Here is a 21,335-nt window from a genome sequence, read left to right on the forward strand (position 1 = left end):
AATAGGGTGTCCACTAAACGAGGGTAACCTCATCAGGAATTCCTTCCGGTGAAACCTTTTGTGAGGCGCCGGCACAAATTATCCAGTCGATGTATGGGGTGAATTCCAATGAGGCTTAACCCCAACCAGATCTCATCCAATGCGCAAGATGCTGACCAGCTTGCACAAATTGTGCGAATGCGACTTTCGCCTGGTGCTGTCGGAATGAATGCTGGGTTGTCTTCGATAGCGGGGGTTCGTGAAACGGGGGCTATCCACGACCGATTGTTAGGCAATGATCCTTCGTCGGCACATGCAACGATGACCAAGTTGACGGAACAAGTGGACTGGATAGGAAGCCAGCTACGAAAGTTCTCTGTTGGAGCAGCGGCACAGGATGTCCTTGCAGCGTTTTCGCTGGAAGCTGTTGAAACGGGTGGGGTGTCTCCAGATGAGATCTTCATGTTGGACCCGCAGCCTGATGCGAGCTATGGCACGGTTCATTTCGTGAAGCCGCTAGTGGCGGTTGGAATGGATGCACCGTCGGTCATCGCTGAAGTCCTGGGACTTGATGGCTCAAGCATCTTAGCGACCCAACAACAGTGGCAATCTGTTTCCGCGTCGGCAGGGGAAGCTGCGGCGCAGTTGGAGGCGATGGCGGCATCGCTCGAAGAGTCGAACGAGGGCGAGTCGATTGACGCTGCGGTGGCGAAGATCCGTGAGATTGCAGGGACGGGCTCGGAGATTGCGGCGAATGCAGGGGCGATGGCTGGACGCACGGGTGCGATGTTGGGATTGTCCCAGGTATCGAAGCTGATGGCGCTGTCCATGGCGTCGACGTTGTCTCTGCCGATGGATCCGGTGAGCCGGGAAGCCGTCGAGCAGTCGGGTCTGGTCATGATGCAGAACGCGCTGCAGTCGATGGTGGATGTCTCGCTGCCGCCGGTGGCGAGCATCGCGCAGCCGCAGATGCGTGCCTCGGGAGGAGACTTCACGGCAGGCATGGACGCGGTCAACGCGAGCGGGTTTGGTCTGTCGACCGATGAGGTGGAATGGCCGAAGTCCTTTGAGGAAGCGGTTGTGCGTGGTGCGGTGGGACCAGGGTCCTTCGAGATTGTCGATGGGCAGCTGCGGCCGGTCAATGATATCGGGTTGTCGGCGGAGGACCTGGCGCAGCTCAATAGGGCCGCGCAAACGTACGTTCCGGCGATTTATGACGCAGCTGGATTGCCGGAGCTGTCGCAGGCGCTGACGACGCCGGCATCGGTCGGAACGCTGCCGAGCGCGGCGGGGTTGACTGCAGGTCTGCCCGGCGGAGTGGGTGGTGCCGCGGGTGGATTGTCGGGTGGCGCGCCGGGTATCGGGGCGTTGTCGGGCGGAGGAGCGTCGCCAGCGAATCTCGGTGGTGCATCGGGACTTGGAGCGGCAGCAGGACTGGGTGGGGGAATAAACTCAGGGCTGGGTGGCTCAGGCATCGGTGCCGCACCGATGGGTGCGCTCGGAGGTGCTGGCGGCGGTGCGGCTGGGGCTGCGGGTCGTGGCGGAGGTGTGCGCGGTGGCATCGGAAGCCGAGTAGGCATGCCGGCAGCGGGGGGACTCGGCGCGGGTGTAGGACGCGTTGGGCTGCCTGGTGCAGGTGGAGTCGCGGCCGGTGGCGCGCCAGGTGCTGGTGCTGCGGGCGTGGGTTCGACGGGCGCTGGGGTGCGTGCGGGCGGTGTCGGCGGTGGTGCTGGCGCTGCGCATCGCGGCATGATGCCGATGATGGGCGCTGGTCACGGTCAAGGAGACAAACGGGGGAAGGTAAAGACCGTGACGACGGCGGTGGAGCAAGACCAGAACCGGCGGGCGCTGCTCGGTGAGGTGCCGCCGTCGGTGCCGGGCGTAATTGGAGCGTGGGTGCGCGACTAAACGTGCGTGTCCGCTTTAGACGAAGACCCCGAGCGGTGCTCGGGGTCTTCGTGCGTCACGGTTTATTCGGGGCGGGCGGGCTCGCCGGGGTGGAGGGCGATGACATCGAGGCCAGCCTCGGAGAGATCGTCGGCGAAGTGGTCTGCCTTGACTGCGGGGACGTAGGCGACGACGGCGTTAGCTATTCCGGCGGAGGCGGCGCGGGTGCCGACGGCGCCGCGTAGAGCGGAAAGTTCCGCGATCTGCTGCGCATTTTCCAGGCCGTAGATGGCAGCGAGTTCGGTCTGCGAGGACCCGAGGACGGAGAAGAGCTCCGTGCCGCGGCGCGAACGCAGGGACCGGGCGACGCCCTGGGCGCGGGTGGTCTCATCATCGAAGAAAGCGAGCCAGTTGCGGGCATCGGGAAGCGTGGGCTGGCCTTCGGGACCGTCGATTTCGTGGACGGCCGTGAGCCAGTCGACGACGCGCGGGGCGGCATCGGGAAGCAGACGCAGCGAGTCCGTGCCGAAAGCGTGGCAGGCGTCGTGGACGAAGCGCTGGCGGGCGCGAATGTGGGCTACGGAGGCGGCGATATCGCCCGCGGCGGGGACGGAGACGACGAAACCACTCATCTCCTTGCCCAGCGGGTGCGGTGCCTGGGTGACCGAGTTATCCGCGTAGTCGATGACGGAGACGGTCTCCGCGGCACCGCGCAGCGCCGCCGTGTGGCGGGCGCGCAGGGGTGGGACCTCGGAGAACAAAGTGACAGCCTGGGCGCAGACATCGGCGATGCGGGCGCGCATGGGGGCATCGGCAAGCTCCTCGTGGTCGCTGATGAGGGCGAGGGCCGTGGCGACGTCCATGGCCGAGCGGGCGCCGAGGCCAGCGTGCGGTGGGATATCCGAGACGACCGTGATATCCATGCCGGAGGTCTCGCGGGAGAGGAGCTGGCGGTTGATGAGCATCCACACCATGCCTGCCACGCGGGTGTGCGTGTTGCCCGTGGGCGCTGGCGGGACGATGGTGCGGCCCTCCGAATCTGTGGTGGGCTGTTGCGCCGCTGCCAAGGCGGCGAGGGCCTCGAGGGACGAGTCCTCCGTGGTCTCCTCGTTGTTTTCTGCGATGGTCACGCGAATGACGTCATCCGTGCGGGGGCTCACGGCCACGGCGGCGCGCAGATCCACCAGCCCGATGACGGTCACGCCGCCGTAGTAATCCACGTGCTCGCCAATGACATTCCACGTCGCAGGAGCGCTGGCCACCGCCTGTGGCTGCGCGCCAGTCAAGCGCGTGTGCAGCTCACGGGCACGGTCAGCGGCGGGGGAGTCGGGGTGGTGCCACATCGGCATGAAGAATTACTCCTTTGGACTGGGGTGCATGCCTCCCCGGCGCTGCGCGACAGGCGCGCGCTGCGGGGAGACCAAGCGGAACAGTCGACATTCTACCGGTCGCACGGCCCGCGTTTCGCGGTAGCCTGGGTGGCACAGATTACGACGAACGCGCCGCGACGTCCCCGTCGCGGCAGACAAGGAGCAAAGACAATGACGAACGCAGGCAACACCAAGTGGTACTACGACGTTGCTACCGGCCAGGTGACCGAAGGCCCCGAGTCCGGTTGGGATAATCGCATGGGCCCGTACGATACCCGCGAAGAGGCCGAAAACGCCCTCAAGCTCGCTGCAGAGCGCAACGCTGCTGCCGATGCCGCCGATAAGGCCTGGGAGGACTAACTCCCGCGCGCAGCCGCGCTGCGCCTATCTGTGCGAACGGCCGCCGTCCCCGTATGGGGGCGGCGGCCGTTTCTGCGTTGCGGCTCGGCGCGCGGTTAGGCGTCCATCTTCTTGCGCAGCGGCTTGAAGGAGGACTTAATAGCCTTGAACGCTTCGTGGTAGTCCGCGAGGGCTTCGAGACCAATCATGCGCTCACGCTGGTAGAGCAGGCCGTAGCCGAAGGTGTCCTCGCCGCGGCGGCGGGCGGCCTCAGCCAGTTCGAGGAGCTTGTCGCGCGAGGTGACGGAATCCTGGAAGTCGCCGAGCACGGACTGCATATCCTTGCAGGCCTTGTAGAGTGCTTTCGTCTTGAGGTTCGTGGCGGAACCGGCGGCCTCTGCGGCGTAGCGCAGCTTCTTTGCGGCCTTGCGCATGTCGTGGAAGTAGTTCTCGCGCTCGTGGAGCGGGAGCTCGTCATTGCTCCAGTTCTTCACGGCCTTCTTGTGGCGCTTGACCAGCTTCGCATAGGCCTCGCCCAGGTGGTTGGCCATGACGGTTTCCATGTCCTGGGCGGGTTGCTCGTGGGCGGCGGGCTCAGCCTCGGGCTGTGCGTCCTCAGGCACGGGGGTTGCGGCAGCGGTGTCCTCGGTAGTCGTGTCCTCGGCGGGGGTGTCTGCGACGACCGGCGGATCGAGCAGGAGTTGGTCGAGTTCTTCGAGCAGGCCCAGGTAGCGATCCGAGTTGAGGGCGCCGATCACGTGGCGGTGGGCGCGGCGGTATTCGCGGCCCATGTCGTGGGCGATGTGGTCGCGGGTGGCCTCGTCGAGAACGTCGGAATCCTCAGACGCGAGGAGGGACTGCCAGCGCTCCTCGACGACCTCGGCGTCGCGTGCGACACCGAGTAGGCCTGCGAGGGACTTGAGTTCGCTTTCAATGTGCGCGATCTGCGGGCCCTCGACGATGCCATGGAAGGTCTCCATGTGGCTGCGCAGCTCGCGGGTGGCCACGCGCATCTGGTGGACAGAGTCCCACTCGTTGGCGCGGACCTTGGGGTCGTACTCGATGATTTTGTCGCGGTTGGTCTGCAGTGCGGCGATGACGGCCGCGGCGGCGGAGCCCGGCTCGACGGTGGACTCGCGCATGCTCGGCGGCAGCGGCACGTTGTCCACGGAGTCGCCCAGCGCGGTGGCCAGCTTCGACGGGGACTTAGACGGGAAAGCACCGGCGGCGATGAGCGCCTCGGAGCACAGCTGGAGCAGGTTCGCGGGAGCCGGGGCGTCGGCTGCGGGAGCCTCGGCGGCCTGGGCGGCGGCCTCGGCGGCGACGCCGGTGAGCTCGACTTCCCACTCGCGCCAGCGGGTCTCCTTGCCGGCGGGCAGGAAGGACTTGGCGGTGACATGGTCGTCACAGAACTCGACGACGGGGTTGTCTTCGGGGTCCGCGTAGGTGATCTCGGTGCGCTTATTGTCCACCTGAGCGATGGGCTTGAGGGGGAGGTTGCGCACGAGCGAGCGGATTTCGGCGAGCAGCTCGGCGGGGACGATGTAGTTGCCGTCCGCGGCGTCATCGAGCGGGGCGTGGAGTTCCTGGCGCCCGGCGGCGGTGGGGGTCTTGATGTGCCAGCCGGAGTCGTTGCCGCCGGTGCGGCGACGCAGCGTCATCTTGGCGCGGGTGAGACGCAGGTCCGGGGTGTCGAAGTAGATGGCGGAGAGCTCGTGGTGCTCCTCGCGGGCGACGGAGCCGATCTCAGGCAGCGTGGTGAGATCCGGCAGCTCGGCGGAGCTGTCGACTGCGAATTTGGCCTCGATTTCGAGGGCACTGGTAATGGCCATCTACTCTTTCCTTTTCCTCGACGTGTGGGTGTCCTTCTGGGCCCGATCCTACCTTTTAGGGGTAGAAAGTGGCCCATAATGATGCGTGGCTGTTGTTACGCGGTCAGCGCCCGCTGGCGCGCGTCGAGCCCGGCCGAATCGCCGCCCAAGCGCGCAGACTCAGCGGCGGCGATGCCGTCATGCAATCCGTCGAGGTGCGTCGCCGACAGCGAGAGCGTCGACAGGTGAGGGAAGAGACGGTCGCGGGTTTCCTCGGCTGCGGTCAGGCGGCGGGCGAGGACGGGCAGTGCCTGCGAAGCCACGGTAGCGAGGTCCGTGGACGAGGAGGGCGCATCTTCACAAGACACGGCGGAGTCGGACGTGGAGTCGTAAGAATTCGCCTCCTGCAGCAGATCACCAATCCGGGTGGCGTAGGACAGGCGGAAGCTGCGGCGGTAGGCCGCGGTGGTGCGGGTGCGCTTGGCCTCGGCAGCGCCGGGGGAGGACGTGAGGAAGTGCTCGCACTGGCGGGCGAGTGAAGCGTGGAGATCGATGACATGGTCGAGGTCGCCTGCGGTGCCGATGAGCGAGACCAGCCCGCGGGAGTCGATGAGCACGCCGGTGACGCCGTTGGCGTAGCAGACCGCGGCGAGCAGGCTGAACTTGTGCTTGACGTACGGAGCGTCGAGGTAGACGCGGCGGGTGATGGGGGCGGCATGGGGATCCTGCAGGGCCTCGGTGAGGCGGTGGGACTGGCGCAGGGACTGGGCGCGGGCGATGAGTGCGTCGGCCTCGTCTTCGAACTCGGTGGACTCGGCCTTGCGCAGGAGGGCCTCGATCTTGCGGCGGATTTTGGCGGCGGGGTCGGATTCGGGCGTAGTAGGTGGGGTGAGGAGTTCGACGTCGCGGAGCACCTTGAGGGAGGTGAGCTCCGCATGCCAGGAGGGCAGAAGACCCACGTCGTAGAAAGGATCGGCGGGTGGCAGTAACCTGAGCCAGGCGGCGCGCAGGTAGGGCGAGGTTACGCGCGCGGGCACGCGGATGGCGGCACGGTGGGCTAAAGGATGGATGGCAGGGCCGAGGATGTGGAATAGGTCGTCTGGGGTCCAGCCGCGCAGGGCGGCGATGACGATGTCGTCGACGATGGTGGTGGGGCTCATCATGGCGTTCTCCTTGAGTGGTTTTAGTAAGAGTGTTCTAACGGAGTGTGCTTAGGCTCGCATGGTGCGTGGACATGAATGAGGCGAGACACCCCCGCGGTCTACCCCCGAGATGCTCTGGTGAGCTGGGCAAAGCGGATGAAAAGTACTGCCCAATAGAGTTGGCAGCTCCGCTAGAGTGAAGGGCATGAATAGCCAACACGAGTTTGTCCTGCGCACCGTCGAGGAGCGCGATATTCACTTCATCCGCCTGTGGTTTACCGATATTTTGGGCGGCTTGAAGTCCGTGGTCATCAGCCCCTCGGAGTTGGAGGACGCATTTGAGGAGGGCATCGGCTTCGATGGCTCCTCGGTGGAAGGCTTTTCGCGCATTTCGGAGTCGGACACCATCGCGCTTCCGGACCCGTCCACGTTCCAGATTCTTCCGTTTGACCAGGACGATCCCAACCTGCAGTCGGCGCGTATGTTCTGTGATATCCAGCAGCCGGACGGTCAGGCCTCGCTCGTGGACCCGCGCCAGATTCTGCGCCGCCAGGTCGCGGACGCCGCGGCGGATGGCTTTAGCGTCAAGGCCTCGCCGGAAATTGAGTTCTTCCTGCTTAAGGAGCTCAAAGAGACGGGCAAGTTGAAGCCCACGGATAACGGCGGCTACTTCGACCAGGCGAGCCAGAACACCGCGCCGCGTTTCCGCTCGTATGCGATGCTGGCGCTGGAAGAGATGGGCATCTCCACGGAGATGAGCCACCATGAGACAGCGCCAGGGCAGCAGGAGATCGACCTGCGGCACGCGGACTTGCTCACCATGGCGGATCACATTATGACCTTCCGCTTCGTTATTAAACGTGTGGCCACCAACCAGGGCATTCGCGCGACGTTTATGCCCAAGCCTTTCGAGGAGCACCCGGGCAACGGCATGCATACGCACTTCTCGTTGTTTGAGGGAGAGACGAACGCCTTCCACGATCCGGATGACGAGTTCGCGCTGTCTACGACGGCGAAGCAGTTCATCGCGGGCATCCTCGAGCACGCCACGGAGATGACCGCCGTGACCAACCAGTGGGTCAACTCCTATAAGCGTTTGATGTTCGGCAACGAGGCGCCGGGTTCGGCGACATGGGGCGTGTCCAACCGTTCGGCGCTCGTGCGCGTGCCCACGTATCGCCTGGGAAAGGCGGAGTCGCGCCGGGTGGAAGTGCGCAATATCGACGCGCTCATGAACCCGTACCTGGGCTACGCCGTCATCCTTGCCGCGGGGCTCAAGGGTATCCGCGAAGGCTACGAGCTGGGCGAGCCGGCCGAGGACGACGTCCATTCGCTCACCCGCCGCGAGCGCCGCGCGATGGGCTACAAGGATCTGCCCACCTCGCTCGACCAAGCGCTGCGCGTCTTCGAGCGCTCCGAGTTCATGGCGGACATCCTCGGCGAGCACGTCTTCGAATTCTTCCTGCGTTCCAAGTGGGACGAATGGCACCGCTACCAGGCGCAGATCACCACCTCCGAGCTGCACACCAACCTGGACTTCTAAGCTATGGCGAAGATTCCCTCACCTGCCACGCTGGGGCTTACTCGTCCCACCGCGGCGCAAGACCTCGAAGAACTCGGCTGGACCACCGAGGAGACCATTCCGCTGCTGTGGACGCTCGCGGCCTGCGGTAACGCGGACGTCGCGCTCAATACCCTCATGCGCATCCACGACGCCGCCCCCGAGCTCGAGCCCGCCATGCGCGCTGACGAGGCCCTGCGCGTGCGTGTCCTCGCCCTCCTCGGCGGCTCCACGGCGCTGGGCGATCACCTCGCCGCGAACCCCGAGCTGTGGCACGAACTCGCCAAGCCGCTGCCCACCGTCGCGGAGTTCTACCAAGAGATGCTCGGCGCCATCGAGGCACGCCCTGCGGCCTATGAGACGGAGCTGACGCGGCCGGATGGGGCATCGGCAAGCTTGAGCGGGCCCGGCACCTACGTCGCGGGCATCCGCGAGGCCAAGATTTTGCTCAAGTCCACCTACCGCACGCTCGTCATGCGCCTGGCCGCGCACGACCTGGCCGGCACGCTGCACTCCCGCAAGGGGCAGACCGTGGCCCAGCCCGAAGTCCCGTTCCGCGAGGTCACGCGGCTGACCACAGGGCTTGCCGATGCCGCCCTTACCGCAGCGTTAGCCGTCGCCGTCCGCGTCGTCTATGACGAGGCTCCGCTCGACGCCCAGCTGGCCGTCATGGCCTTGGGCAAGTGCGGCGCGAACGAGCTCAATTACATCTCGGACGTGGACGTTATCTTCGTCGGCTCCGAGGCCACCCCGCGGATTACGCGCGTCGCGGCGGAATTCAATCGGATTGGTTCCGCGTGCTTCTTTGAGGTCGACGCGAACCTGCGGCCGGAGGGCAAGTCCGGCGCGCTCGTGCGCACGCTTGATTCGCACGTGACGTATTACAGGCGCTGGGCGGAGACCTGGGAGTTTCAGGCGCAGCTCAAGGCCCGCGTGCAGACGGGCTACCTGCCGCTGGGCGAGGACTACATCGCGGCCGTCAAACCGATGGTGTGGGAGGCCTCCCTGCGCGACTCCTTCGTCGAGGACGTTCAAGCCATGCGCCGACGCGTGCTGGAGAACGTCCCTCCGGAGCTGAAGACCCGCGAGCTCAAGCTCGGCACGGGCGGCCTGCGCGACGTCGAATTCGCAGTGCAGCTCCTCCAGCTCGTGCACGGCCGCTCGGATGAGTCGCTGCGCGTGCTCAATACGATCGAGGCGCTCGAGGCGCTGGTCGCCGCAGGTTACGTCGGCCGCGAGGATGGCCACCAGCTCATCGAGGCCTACGAGTTCCTGCGCCTGCTCGAGCACCGCCTCCAGCTCGAGCGCTTCCGCCGCACTCACCTGCTACCGGAGGAGGGCGACGCCGTCGCATGGCAATGGCTCGCGACCGTCGCCGGGTTCAACCCGGACGGCGCGCAGTCCGCCTCCCAGGCGCTCGCGAAGCGCCTCAAAGAAATCCGCGTGCTCGTCAATGATCTGCACTCGCGCCTGTTCTACCGGCCGCTTCTGCATTCGGTGGTCAATCTCGACTCGGATACGCTCAAGCTCTCGCCGGCCTCGGCGAAGCTGCAGCTCGCAGCACTCGGCTACACGTTCCCGGACCGCGCCTTCGAGCACCTCACCGCGTTGGCCACAGGGTCCTCGCGCAAGGCCCGCATCCAGGCCATTTTGCTGCCCACGCTCATGGGCTGGCTTGCCGAGGCCGCGGACCCCGACGCCGGCCTGCTCAACTACCGCCGCTTGTCCGAGGCCGCCTACGACGCGACGTGGTTCCTGCGCATGCTCCGCGACGAGGGCATCGTGGGCCAGCGCCTCATGCATATCCTCGGCACCTCGCCGTACGCCGCCGAGCTCATCATTTCCGCGCCCGACGTCGTCAAACAGCTCTCGGACGGCGCGACCGGACCCAAGCTGCTCGAGACCTCGCCGCAGCAGGTGTCCACCGCGCTCGTGCGCTCGACTAAGCGCCACGCGGATCCGGATAAAGCCGTCGCCGTCGCACGTTCACTGCGCCGCATCGAGCTCGCGCGTGTCGCGGCCGCGGACCTGCTCGGCTTCATGGACGTGCGCGAGGTCTGTCTCGAGTTGTCTACCGTGTGGAACTCCGTGCTCGAGGCCGCGCTGCGTGCCGAGATCCGCGGCTGGCAGGGCGCCCATAAGGCACCCGAGGACGCGGACTTCCCACGCCCGCCCGCGCGCATCGCGGTTATCGGCATGGGCCGCCTGGGCGGCATGGAGCTCGGCTTTGGCTCGGACGCGGACGTCATGTTCGTCGCCGAGCCCGCCGAGGATGCCGTCGACCCCGAGACCGGCGCCCCCGTCGACGAGACCACCGCCGTGAAGTGGGCCGTCACCATCGTCGACGGTCTGCGCCGCCGGCTGGCCAAGCCCTCGGGCGACCCGCCGCTCGAGGTCGACCTGGGCCTGCGCCCCGAGGGCCGCTCCGGTCCTGTCGTGCGCACCATCGCCTCCTACGAGCGCTACTACCGCGAGTGGGGCGAAGCCTGGGAGATGCAGGCGCTCCTGCGCGCCGCATTCATCGCCGGTGACGAGGAGGTCGGCTCCCAGTTCATGGAGCTCATCGACGGTTTCCGCTACCCGGCGGGCGGTGCCTCCGAGTCCACGATTCGCGACATCCGGCGCATGAAAGCCCGCGTGGACAATGAGCGCCTGCCCCGCGGCGCGGACCGCAATACGCACCCCAAGCTCGGCCGCGGCGGACTCACGGACATCGAATGGACCGTGCAGCTGCTCACCATGATGCACGCCCACGAATGCCCGGAGCTGCGCAATCCCTCGACGCTAGGCACACTCGACGCGCTCGAGACCCACGAGATTCTGCCCGCCGCGAAGGTGAGCGCGCTGCGCGAGGCGTGGTGCCTGGCCACCGACGTGCGCAATGCGCTCGTGCTCGTGCGCGGCAAGCGCGTGAACCAGCTGCCGCCGCCGGGCCCGCAGCTCGCGCAGGTCGCCGGCGCCTCCGGCTGGGCCCCGGAGGACAACCAGGGCTACCTCGACCATTATCTCAAGACCACGCGGCACGCCCGCCGTGTCGTCGATGAGGTCTTCTGGGGCGAGCCCGAGTCTCTCGAGCACGAGGAAGGTCCGTTCTAACTGCCGGTTTCCTGGCAATAGCCTGCCGATGCCCCCTTATCCCTAGGCAGCGCCCCCACGCGCGGCCTAGGCTAGATAAGTCACTTGAAACACGGAAGGCGGACGGACCACCCCATGGCTTTGACTCTGCGCTTGGATCTTTCTTCGGCGAATGTTGCAGACCTGGAGGCGCTGCTCGCAGCGGCGCGCGCCGGGGGCATCGGCGGCGAGGGCCGCGTGAGCCTCGACGGCACGGAGCTCGTGCTTACCGTCGCCGAGCCCGCCGCCACGCAGGAGGCCCCGCGCCCTGCGACGCCGGACGCCTCGCAGCACTCGAACCCGGTCGAACTCGTCGGACCGGTGGGGGAGGCCGCCATTCGCTCCGTCATCGATATTTTGAGCGGCCGCCAGAATCCGCCGCGCACCCCGGGCTTCGGCGAAAACGAGGCGCGCTAGATGTCGCGACGTTTCATCAACGCGGCGCTGTCTGTTTTCGTCGTGGTCGCCGTTGTGGGCCTGGGACTGTGGTTCTACCTGCGCGACCGCGCACCCGCCGGCGCCCAGACCGTGGGTGAGGCCGTCGCGGAGCTCAGCGGCAGCTCCACGAATACGGACACGATAAGCTCCAACCTCGTCACGGTCCTTGATCGCCTGGGTGTGTTCACACACAGCCCGCTGCACGACCCGGCGCAGTCTCCCGCGCCGGACACCGCGGAGTCGCGCGACGAGCTCATCTCGCGCATGGAACAGGCCGTGGGCCGCGGCGAGCTCACCGCCTTCGAGGCTCGCGCCGTGCTCAAGGCCTACGACCAAGGCCTTATCACCGGCGGAGAGTCGCCGCTCGTTGTCCTGGACTCCGGCGAGGCCCCGGAAACTTCTGAGTCTTAAACCGCGTCTTCAGCAGCGTCGTCCTCGATGGCGATAATCTTCACGCGGCGCGGCGCATGCGGCTGGAAGCGCTTCTCCACGAAGTGCGTGACCACGATGCCCGCCAGGCCGAAGAGCCACACGCCCAGCACCGCGAGCGCGCCGTGGCGGAAGTCCGCCCACTCCATGCCGCGCGAGCTTAAGACCATGCCCATGATCTGCGCGCCGAGCATGCCCGCGACGAAGCCGCCCATATTCGCCAGGCCCGTCGCCGTCGCCACAACGTCATGCGGCAGGCGCTCGCGGATCTTGTCGAACCCGTAATTCGACACCGGCTGCAGCAGTGCCATGACGAACATCATGACCACGACGACCCAGAAGCCGCGCGGCGAGCCTGTCGCGAAGAACAGCGCCCAGCACACGATGTGGGTTGCTGCGAAAGCGAGCGCCACCCAGTCGCGCACGCCCGACAGCCGAGCAGAGATACGCCCGTGGATCGGGCCCGAGAGCACCATGAAGACGGTATTAAGGGTGAGCACGATGCCGGCGGCGGCATCGGAAAGCCCCATGGCTTGCGTCATCATGGGCATGCCCCACATCATGACGAAGACCGGAGCGGCGAGCATGCCCGAGAAGTGGATGAAGAAGCAGTTCCACGCCGTCGCCGAGGTGACGACGGCGGCGAGGCGGGCACGGAGGCTGGGAACGGGGGCATCGGAAGGCGCGGCGGCGGGAAGAATGCCGAGCTTCTCCGGGGAGTCCGCGACGGCGACCGAGGCTGCGAGCGCGACGAGGATGCCCACCGCGCCGAGTGTGACAAACGCCGTGGTCCACCCAGTCACGCCGAGGTACCAGAGGAAAGGAATCGCGGAGATGAACTGGCCCAGCTGGCCCAAGGCGCTCGTGACCTGCGTGAACATCGGCGTGCGGTGCAGCGGGAACCAATAGGGCAGGATGCGCATGACTGACAGGAACGCCGTCGCATCGCCGGCGCCGATGAGGACGCGCGCCGCGACCGCGACCCAATAATTGCTGGTAAAGCCGAGGACAACCTGTCCGATGCCCATGACAAGCGCACCGGCGACGAGCATCGCGCGCGGGCCGAATTTATCGATGGCGACGCCCGTGGGAATCTGCGCCAGCGCATACGTGCCCACCTGGATGGAGGTAAACACGGCGATGGCGCCGGCGGTGGAGTCGAAACGCTCGATGGCATCGAGACTCGCGACGCCGAAAGAGGTACGGCCGGTGATCGCCATGGTGTAGACCGCCATCGCGGCGACCCACACCCACAGCGCCTTCGTGGTGATGACTTCGCGGGGGTTCGGGACCGACTTTTCTTCCGACATGGGTGTAAAGTGTACGCCCCGCCCACTATGGTGTTAGAGGTGGATTATATTTCGACGCGCAATGAAGAACGCACCCCAGCTAAATTTACGGACATCCTTCTAGGCGGACTTGCCCCTGATGGTGGCCTGTACCTGCCGTCGGAGTATCCGACGATTACCTCGTCCATGCTGGATGAGTGGCGCTCCGTGCTCGCCGACGGCGGCTATTCGGCGCTCGCCGCCGAGGTGCTTAAGCTCTTCATCGACGACATTCCCGCCGCGGACATTGAGGCGATTGCCGCGCGTGCGTACACCACGCCGAAGTTTGCCTCGGAGGAGATCGTCCCCGTCACTTCTTTGGGGGATGGGCTCTGGGTTGGCCACCTGTCCGAAGGCCCCACCGCGGCGTTCAAGGACATGGCCATGCAGCTTTTGGGCGAGCTCTTCGAATACGAACTCGGCCGCCGCGACGCGTCGCTGAATATCCTGGGCGCGACCTCGGGCGATACCGGCTCGTCTGCCGAGTACGCCATGCGCGGGCGCCGCGGCATCCGTGTGTTCATGCTCACCCCAGCCGGCCGCATGACCCCGTTCCAGCAGGCCCAGATGTTCGGCCTCGACGACCCGAATATCTTCAACATCGCTTTGGACGGCGTCTTCGACGACTGCCAGGACGTGGTCAAGGCCGTCTCCGCCGACGCGGAGTTTAAATCCACGTACGCCATCGGCGCCGTGAACTCCATCAACTGGGCGCGTCTCATGGCCCAGGTCGTCTACTATGTCAACTGCTACCTGCGCGTGACCTCCTCCAACGATGAGAAAGTCTCGTTCTCCGTGCCGACCGGCAACTTCGGCGATATCTGTGCGGGCCACATCGCGCGCCAGATGGGCCTGCCTATCGACCGTCTCATCGTCGCGACCAATGAGAACGACGTGCTCGACGAGTTCTTCCGCACCGGCAACTACCGCCCGCGCCCCGCGTCCGAGACCATGGCGACGTCCTCGCCGTCCATGGACATCTCCCGCGCCTCGAACTTCGAACGTTTCGTCTTCGACCTCACCGGCCGCGACGCCGCACGCACCGCGGACCTCTTCGGCACGAAGGTCAAGGAGGGTGGCTTCTCTGTCTCCGCCGCGGAATTGGCTGCCGCGCGTGACGAGTACGGCTTCACCTCGGGCCGCTCGACCCACGCCGACCGCCTGGCGACCATCAAGGACGTGCACGAGCGCTACAACTACCTTGTCGATCCGCACACCGCGGACGGCATCAAGGCTGCGCGCGACGCCCAAGCTGCCGATGCCATCGCAACCCCCATCGTCTGCCTCGAAACGGCACTGCCGGTCAAGTTCGCGGACACCATCGAGGAAGCCATCGGCACCGTCCCGCCGTCCCCCGCACGCTTCGAGGGCATACTCGACGCCGAGCGCCACGTCACGGATCTTCCCAACGACGTCGCCGCCGTCAAGGACTTCATCACCACATCCATCGACACCACGGAGGTCTAAAACATGGCACAGGAACAATTCGCCGGGCCCGAGTACTTCACCGAGTTCGACCCGGAGAAGTTCATCCGCGACATGAAGCAGGTCAAGGAAATGGACGAGGAGGCGGCCGAATCATCCGACTCCGCAGAGAAGACCAACGATGCCGACTCCTGATTTCATCCTGCGCCTGCGTTCCCGGATTGGCCACGAGCCGCTCCACCTGCCCGGCGTGACCGCCGTCATCCTGCGCGACGTTCCCATGGGCGCTGCGGTATGGGAGGTGCCGTCGGTGCTGCTCACGCGTCGCGCCGATACCGGCACCTGGGCACCTGTGGCCGGCATCTCTGAGCCCGGTGAGGACATCGGGGAGACCGCCGTGCGCGAGGTCCTCGAGGAGGTCGGCCTGGAGGCCCGCGTCGAGGCGCTCCTTGGCTCCGGAAAGACGGACCCCGTGACCTATCCCAATGGCGACCAGTGCACGTTCATCGACACAGCGCTGCGCCTGTCCGTGCCTGACGGCGCGGAGCCCGTGGTCTCCGACGACGAGAACCTCGACGCTGCCTGGTTTTCCGTGGCAAAGCTGCCGCCGAGCGTCCACGCTCGGCACCGCATGATCATCGCGGACGCGGTGGCGCAGATGAAGCATCCGCAGGGATTTAAGCCGCGGGTGGGCTTCGTGAAGCGCTCACGGTAGCTCGTCCTGTTTCAAGCCAGCTCCGTCTCGTGCGGTGGGTTGGCTTTGGTTTTGTGGCGGTTTGGGCTGATTCAGAGGCCCTGAAGCGCCATAAACCCAAAGCTGCAGTCATGGGGTGGTGGGTTGGCTTTGGTTTTGTGGCGGTTTGGGCTGATTCAGAGGCCCTGAAGCGCCATAAACCCAAAGCTAGGAATTCTGCCCGCGGAACTCACGGACCCGTGCGGACACGGCCCGGTAGGCTTCGCCAGAGACGACGTCGCGGTAGCCGAAGCGGAGAATGATAAGCCCGTGCTCGGAATAGAGGGCATCGGAACGACGCTTTTCGCGGTCGAGGTTGAACGCCTGGTCCTCGGAGGACGTCCCGTATTTTCCTTTGCCATCGAGCTCGACAACGATGGGCGTGTCATTGACTCGGAAGTCCACTCGGTAGGTGCGTCCGCGCACGGTGAAGGAGGCTTGAGGGGTGACGCGAAAGTCATTGGTCGTAGTACATTGCGCGTAGAAGATTGCTTCCAAGGCAGAGTCGAGGCGAAGGGGAGGGGCGGCCAAAGCAATCATGTCTTCGATGCCGCCGAGCTTTTTGATCCCTAAGTCTCGGCATTCTTTGGCGCACTGGGCAATGTCGCTATAGGCAGTAGGTACGCGTGACATAAGGCTACACAGCGCGATGAGCGCCGCGGTATGCCCATAGAGGCGGTAAAGGTCAACAACCGTGCGTGCCGGGATGGTGATGAGTGAGCCGTTGTAGTCGCAGTAATGAGAAGCAGGTACCGCGCTGTAGAGCGGCAGCTCATAGGGGTCTTTTGTCGTTGTTGGGGCACAGTAGGTCTCGACCCGGGTGGGAAAAGCTTCGAGCCGCCAGAGTCCGACCACTGCCGCAGCGGCGTGCCCAGCGAGGAGGCGTCCGCGCGCTGCGAAGGAGTGCGCGAAGAGTGGATATTTCTCCCAGTCCGAGGTGGGAACCTCTGCGGTAGGGAAATACACGCTGCGATTGATACGCGTGAGGGTTCCGCGCCGAACGGCGCGGGAAATCACCCCACGGCTGTTCGGAATATGCGTTTGATCACGTGGGAGGATGAGTCCAGATTCGGTACGGCGGAAGTCCCCGAGCTTCCAATGCCGCCCTCTCCCCGAGACAGTCATGCTGCTCATCATAAAGGAAACAACATGACTGCGCAGGGCGAGAAGGTTAGACCGCCAGCGGCGTCGTCCGCGGGGTCACGGCGATGGGGAGGTTGGGAAGGATCTGCCTTTGATGCGTGTCTTGTAGCCGGTGTTCGGGGTGCCGTCGAGGTTGGTGGCGCGGCCACGGTTCCACCAGCCCTCATTGGAGTCGACCTCGTAGAAGCCGGTGTTGGTATCCGTGGAGAAGCGGACGGAATCAAAGAGGTAGAACTCGGTCTTGGCGTCGAAGCCGCACGTGTCCGCGATGCCCGTCGATGCCAGGTATTCCTCGGCCTTGCCGGCGACGTCGCGCGGGTAGCAGGAGAAAGGATCGAGGTGAGAGGATCGTGGACGAAGAACTTGATAGTGAGCGCCTTCTCGATGCGGAACGGGTCGAGCACGGCGGAGGCCGGAATGGTGAAGTGATTCTCGGTGCCGGGATGTCGGTGAAACGCACGTCGACGAAACGTACGTCCTAACCCTTGATAAACCTCACGACGTCCTGGATGGTCTGGAGTGCCATGGGGCTGATACTCCTTGCGAATGAAAGCTCGGCGAGGCATGGGCCCGCGTTGGTTTTCTATACGCTAAAAGGCGTGCGTCTTATCTTTCTATTATGTGCGGGCGGCGGGGAGCTTTACACATGCCAGGTAGGACGTGTGACGTTAGTTACTGGGGGAGAATAATATTCTCTAGCTCCGCCGGTGCGGCGGCGTGGTGCACCGCGCCGTCGGCGACATAGTCCGCGACGGTAGCCGGGGCGAAGCTGTCGCCGCAGACGACGATGGTCTCGTCGCAGATGAGCAGGAGCCGGGCCGCGGCGGCAAGCTCGAAGAGGAGCGGAAGGTCAGCGCGCGACCACTGCCAAGCAGTGGCGTAAAAACTCACGCCGTAGGGGTACGAGGTTTCGAGCAGGAGAGTGCCGCGCCGGAGAAAGATGCCATCGCGCGAGAGGCTTGCCAGGACGTGGCGGGCTGCTGCGGGGTGGGGAAGGGCGGCATCGGCAAGCGGGGCAAACGTTAAGGTAGAAGCCATGAAGATCATGATTTTAGGCGCCGGGGCCGTGGGAGGCTACTACGGCGGGAAATTGCAGCAGGCCGGACACGAGGTGGGATTCATCGCGCGCGGGGCGACACTGGAGGCGTTGCGCGAGCGCGGGCTGGACCTCGGCGGGAAGGTCGTGGCGCCGTCCTGGGCGGCGGAGAGCGCGGCCGAGCTCGTGCAGGCGATGGGGACGCCGGAGGTGACTATCGTGGCGTCCAAGGCGCTGCCGGGGAACGCGACGTTTGGCGACCTTCCGCAGGTCGACGAGCTGGCCGGAGTGCCGGTGGTGACGACGCATAATTCGGTGGAGACGCATTATGAGGCCGCGCGGCTCTTTGGTGATGAGCGGGTCTTTGCCGCGGTGATTCGCGCGTACCTCACGCGCACGGGGCCGGCGGAGATTCGTCTGAACCCTGGGCCGCTGTCGCTGAATTTCGGGCCGCTGCCGGGGGTGCGCGCGCCGGAGCTCGACGCCGTGGGGCGTTTCCATGCAGCGCTGCATGAGGCGGGGATTGACTCGGAGTATTTCCCGGACGGGGAGAGCATGGTCGACGTGTGGTCGAAGGCGATGTTTGTCGCGACGACGGGTGCTCTCGGCGCGCTGGCGGGCCGGCCCATGGGTGTGCTGCGCACCGAATTGCGGCCGCAGCTACGCGGGCTCATGGAAGAGGTCGCGGCGGCCGGTCGTGGCTGTGGAGTCGCGCTGCCAGCGGACATCGTGGACCGGACGCTCGCGTTTGCGGACGAGCAGTACGCGGAGGCGACGAGTTCCATGCACCGCGATATTGAGGCGGGATTGCCTCATGAGCTCGACGCGCAGATTGGTGCCGTGCGGCGCATGGCGGCGAGCGTCGAGGTGGGCACGCCGTTGCTTGACTACACGCAGGCTGTGCTCGAGGCGCGCTAGTCTGCGTCGCCGTAGCGGGCACGGCCGATGGTGTAGACGCCAAAGCACACGAGCCCGATGGCGGTAATGATAAGCAGGACCTGGTCGAAGGGCTGGGCACCGATGGTGTGGAGGGCGGCATCGAGGCCGCCGGCCTTCTCTGGGGCGTGGGAGGCCGCGACCCAGATGACGAGCGCGCCCGAGTTGGAGGCCTCCTCGCTGTAGCCGCCCCGGGAGATGCGGAAGGCGAGCCAGCCGATGAGGACGAAGACGGCGCCGAGGACGACGAAGCCGACGCTCGTCATCCGGTTGAGCGCCTGAGATTGCTGCGCGCGGATTCGGCAGCGTTGCGGGCGGTGTTGCGTGGAGAGCTCGTAGGTTCACCCTAGGGGCGCAGGCACTAGTGCGTACGCGAAACCCACGCGGAGCCCTGAGCGAACGGGGCCCGGCGGGGGTGAGAGGTGCGGCGGGACGTTTGCGTTTCTCTTTGACCACCACTTTTCGAAGGGGCGTAGAGTCCTATTCCCGTGAAACTACACCATACTTTCCCGACTACTCTCTCATTAATGGGGCGACGCTGCCTCAATTGATATGGCGGTGCGGCGGTCGGGCCGGTTAGTTGGGAATTACCTTGGGGGCTGTACAGCGCTTACCGTGGGGATGATTCCGTCCCTAAGCAATTCCTTGATCTTTGGTTTTATGGCGGTTCCGAAATTGTCGAGTCCCGTCCCTTTGTAGGCGCGGTTAAACTCGTTCGCGATTTCCTGTGCTTTTGCGTCAAGGGACTTGTCGGATTCAGCGATCCGTTTGATGTTGCGGTTTGCAGCGTTCGCTGCGGAAGTTGTGGGCCGACCAAAATTCTTGGACAGCTCGAACTTGAAGTTTGCCATGGAAGTCTTCCTTCCGTTTCACGGCTTCGAGAACTGAATTATTTATGGGTGCCTGGCTGAATTTTTAGCCACGGGGAGGAAAATTGTCCCCACTGCCGTAGCTATCGCGGGCGCGGATTTGGCCCCCACGTCCACGGATGGTGAACTCGGCCTTCTGGTTTCGGGCAATGGGACGCCCAAAGTCGATGGCGTCCTTCTGGGTGTCAAACCTCTTGATGGGCTTGCTTGAGCCCTCACGCTGGAACTTCCACTTGTCTCCGTCAGGAGATACGTTGTAATTATTGGCTCCCATGCGGTATCCAACCTTTCTGCACACCTGAAATCGGCGTGCCGAGTGACGCGAGCGGAAAGGAGCGCTGGTACTGTCACACGAAGAGACAATCGGCAAATTATCTCCGTGTGAAGCCCCCGCGCCGCCCTTGCGGTTGTAGGGGCTTTGCTCGCTAGTACTGAACTTAGCACACGCAGTCGATATAGTTACATGGCTGAAATTCACATCCGTGATCTGTGGATAAACCAGTGAATGTGCTTGTAGATTGCCTGTGGATAAGGGGTCGTGCACGGACAGGTGCGGGGGAGGTAGCTTAGAGTAGTGCGATTTTGGTCGAAATCTTTAGCGAATTTCCAGGACGAATTGCACAAATTTTTTTTCGACCCTGTGGATAAGTCGATAGTTTTCGCTGGCCATTGAACATGACGATGATATAAATCACAAGTGGTGTTCATGTGGCTAAAGCTTTCGTTTTTGTTTGGACTTTCGTGCTTCACATTGAATTGATCGCGGGGCGGCACTGGCGAGCTTTCTTGAAGAGTGGCCGCAGGTTTCCTCTGCGCATGCTTCGTTGAAGGTGTGGATTTGTCGATGGGCAAGCATATTGCCCGGCTATCAAGGCAATGCCACGGCTTCTGGATCCGCGTGCAGCTTTGGACGCGGGCGACATCAATGCGGAACAATTCGAGCGTCTCGTTTCCCAACGTGAAACTCTGCGTATGCGAACCAAGCAGATTAACGACGACGGTTCCATCCGCTTTGCATGCCCGGCTCTAGAGGGCAAGGTGTCCTGTCCAGCTCGCAAGAACGACCCAAAGGCAAAGAAGGCGGCGGCAAGACGAACCCTTGGTGGTCGGGCACCTTTGCCGTTGTCCGTAAAACAGGTTCCGGCGGGCCCTCAGCGGGGCAAAGTCTGTTCTGGTAAGTCTGTCACCGTTCCGCTCTATCTTGACAAAGGCGGCGTGGACAACATCAACAAGCACCTTCACCAGGGGCCGGCCGTCTATACGCAGGAATGGCATGACACCTATAAGCGCGGCCGTGCTGCCATCGAAGCCCGAAACGCTAGTGCCAAGCACGATGTCTCGCTTGGGCTTGGAGATCGAGCGAAGCGCGGCATGCGCGGCTTTGATGGCTTCGCCATGCTTCTCACCGTTCTTGTCGCCGCGTCGAACGCGCTTCGAGTCATTGGCTACCTCAAACGCGGAAGCGACGCCGAACTTGCTCCGACGCCTCCGCGCGGAGGGCGTCCTCGCAAGAGGCGCTTTGATGATCATGTCATTGGGCTGGCGTGGGGCAACGCGCCGCCCGCCGAAGAGGCTGCATAGGAGGCCACGAGACTCTGTTTGGGGTCCGTGGTCTAACAGCCGTGAGTTGGCGTGATGTTCAGGTCATGCTGGCGGCGAATACTACGGAAAATGGTCCGTGGATAGACAAAAATCCGGCCCCATGGACACTCTTGCGGTGAAAGTCCACGGGGCCGGGCTATTTGTTAGAGATTCGCAAATCTCAGCAGGCTAGAACCGTAAAAGTCCCGCGGCG

General features: G+C 64.5%; 20 protein-coding genes and 1 pseudogene. 11 read left to right on the forward strand and 10 right to left on the reverse strand.

Annotated features, from left to right (window positions below; all coding sequences use genetic code 11):
* The first annotated feature begins 510 nt into the window (after positions 1-510).
* Positions 511-1,887, forward strand: coding sequence for a hypothetical protein (locus HMPREF2559_RS01390; RefSeq protein ID WP_141759191.1), 1,377 nt, complete (start codon positions 511-513; stop codon positions 1,885-1,887).
* A gap of 62 nt (positions 1,888-1,949) precedes the next feature.
* Here HMPREF2559_RS01390 and HMPREF2559_RS01395 read toward each other — a convergent pair whose 3' ends face one another.
* A complete protein-coding gene (locus HMPREF2559_RS01395; protein WP_066488504.1) occupies positions 1,950-3,215 on the reverse strand; it encodes a galactokinase family protein in 1,266 nt (421 codons plus the stop codon).
* 192 nt (positions 3,216-3,407) lie between these two features.
* Here HMPREF2559_RS01395 and HMPREF2559_RS01400 point away from each other — a divergent pair, with 192 nt between their 5' ends.
* Complete coding sequence (locus HMPREF2559_RS01400) at positions 3,408-3,596, forward strand: hypothetical protein (protein WP_066488506.1); 189 nt, start codon at positions 3,408-3,410, stop codon at positions 3,594-3,596.
* A gap of 95 nt (positions 3,597-3,691) precedes the next feature.
* Here the strand turns inward: HMPREF2559_RS01400 and HMPREF2559_RS01405 are convergent, their stop codons facing one another.
* Positions 3,692-5,407, reverse strand: coding sequence for a CYTH and CHAD domain-containing protein (locus HMPREF2559_RS01405; RefSeq protein ID WP_070539300.1), 1,716 nt, complete (start codon positions 5,405-5,407; stop codon positions 3,692-3,694).
* 95 nt (positions 5,408-5,502) lie between these two features.
* Positions 5,503-6,549 carry a DUF2786 domain-containing protein gene (locus HMPREF2559_RS01410; RefSeq protein ID WP_070539302.1) on the reverse strand — a complete coding sequence of 349 codons (1,047 nt, stop codon included), beginning with the start codon at positions 6,547-6,549 and terminating at the stop codon, positions 5,503-5,505.
* Positions 6,550-6,733: 184 nt separating this feature from the next.
* Here HMPREF2559_RS01410 and HMPREF2559_RS01415 point away from each other — a divergent pair, with 184 nt between their 5' ends.
* The 4 genes from HMPREF2559_RS01415 to HMPREF2559_RS01430 all read left to right on the forward strand — a co-directional run bounded on the left by HMPREF2559_RS01415 (position 6,734) and on the right by HMPREF2559_RS01430 (position 12,052).
* Positions 6,734-8,071: a glutamine synthetase family protein gene (locus HMPREF2559_RS01415; RefSeq protein ID WP_066488603.1), complete on the forward strand. Its 1,338-nt coding sequence runs from the start codon at positions 6,734-6,736 to the stop codon at positions 8,069-8,071.
* A 3-nt stretch (positions 8,072-8,074) separates the two neighbouring features.
* Positions 8,075-11,185, forward strand: coding sequence for a bifunctional [glutamine synthetase] adenylyltransferase/[glutamine synthetase]-adenylyl-L-tyrosine phosphorylase (locus tag HMPREF2559_RS01420; RefSeq protein WP_070539305.1), 3,111 nt, complete (start codon positions 8,075-8,077; stop codon positions 11,183-11,185).
* 114 nt (positions 11,186-11,299) lie between these two features.
* Entirely contained in the window at positions 11,300-11,620 is a 321-nt protein-coding gene (locus HMPREF2559_RS01425; RefSeq protein WP_066488523.1) for a hypothetical protein, read from the forward strand.
* Positions 11,621-12,052, forward strand: a complete 432-nt coding sequence (locus HMPREF2559_RS01430) for a hypothetical protein (protein WP_066488529.1) — start codon at positions 11,621-11,623, stop codon at positions 12,050-12,052.
* Here HMPREF2559_RS01430 and HMPREF2559_RS01435 read toward each other — a convergent pair.
* Positions 12,049-13,380: an MFS transporter gene (locus tag HMPREF2559_RS01435; RefSeq protein ID WP_066488531.1), complete on the reverse strand. Its 1,332-nt coding sequence runs from the start codon at positions 13,378-13,380 to the stop codon at positions 12,049-12,051. The two genes, HMPREF2559_RS01430 and HMPREF2559_RS01435, sit on opposite strands and share 4 nt — an antisense overlap.
* A gap of 39 nt (positions 13,381-13,419) precedes the next feature.
* On the opposite strand from HMPREF2559_RS01435, the gene thrC reads away from it, so the two are divergent.
* Genes thrC through HMPREF2559_RS01445 form a run of 3 tightly spaced genes read left to right on the forward strand, consistent with a single transcriptional unit; the run spans position 13,420 to position 15,538 of the window.
* Entirely contained in the window at positions 13,420-14,865 is a 1,446-nt protein-coding gene (thrC, locus tag HMPREF2559_RS01440) for a threonine synthase (RefSeq protein WP_066488534.1), read from the forward strand.
* Between the two features lie 3 nt (positions 14,866-14,868).
* A complete protein-coding gene (locus tag HMPREF2559_RS12925) occupies positions 14,869-15,018 on the forward strand; it encodes a hypothetical protein (RefSeq protein WP_168162227.1) in 150 nt (49 codons plus the stop codon).
* Complete coding sequence (locus HMPREF2559_RS01445; RefSeq protein WP_070539307.1) at positions 15,005-15,538, forward strand: NUDIX hydrolase; 534 nt, start codon at positions 15,005-15,007, stop codon at positions 15,536-15,538. Before HMPREF2559_RS12925 ends, HMPREF2559_RS01445 begins: the two co-directional genes overlap by 14 nt.
* Positions 15,539-15,724: 186 nt before the next feature.
* Here HMPREF2559_RS01445 and HMPREF2559_RS12645 read toward each other — a convergent pair whose 3' ends face one another.
* The 3 genes and pseudogenes from HMPREF2559_RS12645 to HMPREF2559_RS01460 form a co-directional block, all read right to left on the reverse strand.
* Entirely contained in the window at positions 15,725-16,522 is a 798-nt protein-coding gene (locus tag HMPREF2559_RS12645; protein WP_070736062.1) for a hypothetical protein, read from the reverse strand.
* A gap of 243 nt (positions 16,523-16,765) precedes the next feature.
* Positions 16,766-17,225: pseudogene (locus HMPREF2559_RS12650) on the reverse strand (type I glutamate--ammonia ligase); the annotation flags it as partial.
* Positions 17,226-17,371: 146 nt separating this feature from the next.
* Positions 17,372-17,737, reverse strand: coding sequence for a hypothetical protein (locus HMPREF2559_RS01460; protein ID WP_141628464.1), 366 nt, complete (start codon positions 17,735-17,737; stop codon positions 17,372-17,374).
* Here HMPREF2559_RS01460 and HMPREF2559_RS01465 point away from each other — a divergent pair.
* Positions 17,736-18,653, forward strand: a complete 918-nt coding sequence (locus HMPREF2559_RS01465; RefSeq protein WP_070539309.1) for a 2-dehydropantoate 2-reductase — start codon at positions 17,736-17,738, stop codon at positions 18,651-18,653. The two genes, HMPREF2559_RS01460 and HMPREF2559_RS01465, sit on opposite strands and share 2 nt — an antisense overlap.
* Here the strand turns inward: HMPREF2559_RS01465 and HMPREF2559_RS01470 are convergent.
* From HMPREF2559_RS01470 to HMPREF2559_RS01480, 3 genes are all read right to left on the reverse strand, one after another.
* A complete protein-coding gene (locus HMPREF2559_RS01470; protein ID WP_066488559.1) occupies positions 18,650-18,937 on the reverse strand; it encodes a DUF1206 domain-containing protein in 288 nt (95 codons plus the stop codon). The two genes, HMPREF2559_RS01465 and HMPREF2559_RS01470, sit on opposite strands and share 4 nt — an antisense overlap.
* 321 nt (positions 18,938-19,258) lie before the next feature.
* Entirely contained in the window at positions 19,259-19,522 is a 264-nt protein-coding gene (locus tag HMPREF2559_RS01475) for a hypothetical protein (protein WP_066510483.1), read from the reverse strand.
* Between the two features lie 64 nt (positions 19,523-19,586).
* Entirely contained in the window at positions 19,587-19,814 is a 228-nt protein-coding gene (locus tag HMPREF2559_RS01480; protein ID WP_070539311.1) for a DUF2188 domain-containing protein, read from the reverse strand.
* A 602-nt stretch (positions 19,815-20,416) separates the two neighbouring features.
* Here HMPREF2559_RS01480 and HMPREF2559_RS12655 point away from each other — a divergent pair.
* On the forward strand, positions 20,417-21,121 hold the full coding sequence (locus HMPREF2559_RS12655; protein ID WP_148138758.1) for a hypothetical protein: 705 nt from the start codon (positions 20,417-20,419) through the stop codon (positions 21,119-21,121).
* Positions 21,122-21,335 lie beyond the last annotated feature (214 nt).

The sequence above is a fragment of the Corynebacterium sp. HMSC072G08 genome, assembly GCF_001809185.1.
Classification (GTDB): domain Bacteria; phylum Actinomycetota; class Actinomycetes; order Mycobacteriales; family Mycobacteriaceae; genus Corynebacterium; species Corynebacterium phoceense.